The sequence below is a fragment of the Kineococcus glutinatus genome, assembly GCF_039542765.1.
Taxonomy (GTDB): Bacteria; Actinomycetota; Actinomycetes; order Actinomycetales; family Kineococcaceae; genus Kineococcus_A; species Kineococcus_A glutinatus.
In genome coordinates, this window is record NZ_BAABIL010000508.1 from 1 (window position 1) to 686 (window position 686).

The 686-nt window shown below is 79.7% G+C and carries 1 protein-coding gene; it reads right to left on the reverse strand.

Going from position 1 to position 686, the window contains the following annotated elements; translation table 11 throughout:
• Positions 1-686, reverse strand: a 686-nt coding sequence (locus ABEB16_RS17185; RefSeq protein ID WP_345713442.1) for an FtsK/SpoIIIE domain-containing protein, incomplete at both ends; no start/stop codon positions are given.

Below are 686 nucleotides of genomic sequence, written 5' to 3' on the forward strand. Positions count from 1 at the left end.
CGGCGAGGCGCAGCAGGACCAGCGCTCCCGCCGAGGCGGCCGCCGCCGACGTCAGCAGCGAGCGGTCCCCGCACAGCAGCACCCGCACCCCCACCGCCGACGCCTCGCGCAGCAGGCGCAGCAGCGGCTCCACCCCCACCGCCGGATCCGCCTCCGCCAGCACCCGCGTCCACGTGTCCCACCCGTCCAGCGCCACCAGCAGGTGCGGCGGCCGGCTCCCGCCACCGCTCGCGTCCAGCTCCTCGAGCGTGCGGGCACCCGCCGCGGCCAGCAGGCGGCGGCGCTCGGCCACCTCCTCCAGCAGCCGCGCGAGCACGCGGGCGGCCCGCCAGGTCTCGTGCGGTCCCACGACCGCGCCGACGTGTGGCAGCGCCGCCAGCTCGGCCAGGGCCCCACCGCCGTCGAGGACGTAGCAGTGCACGGGCGTCGACGCGTCCCCGGCAGCCCTCACCAGGGTGCGCACCAGGGTGGACCGGCCGCTGCGCACGGTCCCCACGACGGCCAGGTGCTCACCCTCGGCGAGGTCCCAGCAGGCGGGCGCCCGCCGCTGCTCGTCGGGCAGGTCGAGCAGGCCCCACGGCAGCCGCAGGCCCGTCGTGGCACCGGGCCCGCCGTCACCCGCCCCGGCGGCCCCGGTCACGAGGTCCGCCGCCGCCACGTGCGCCGGCAGCGGCGGCAGACGAGGT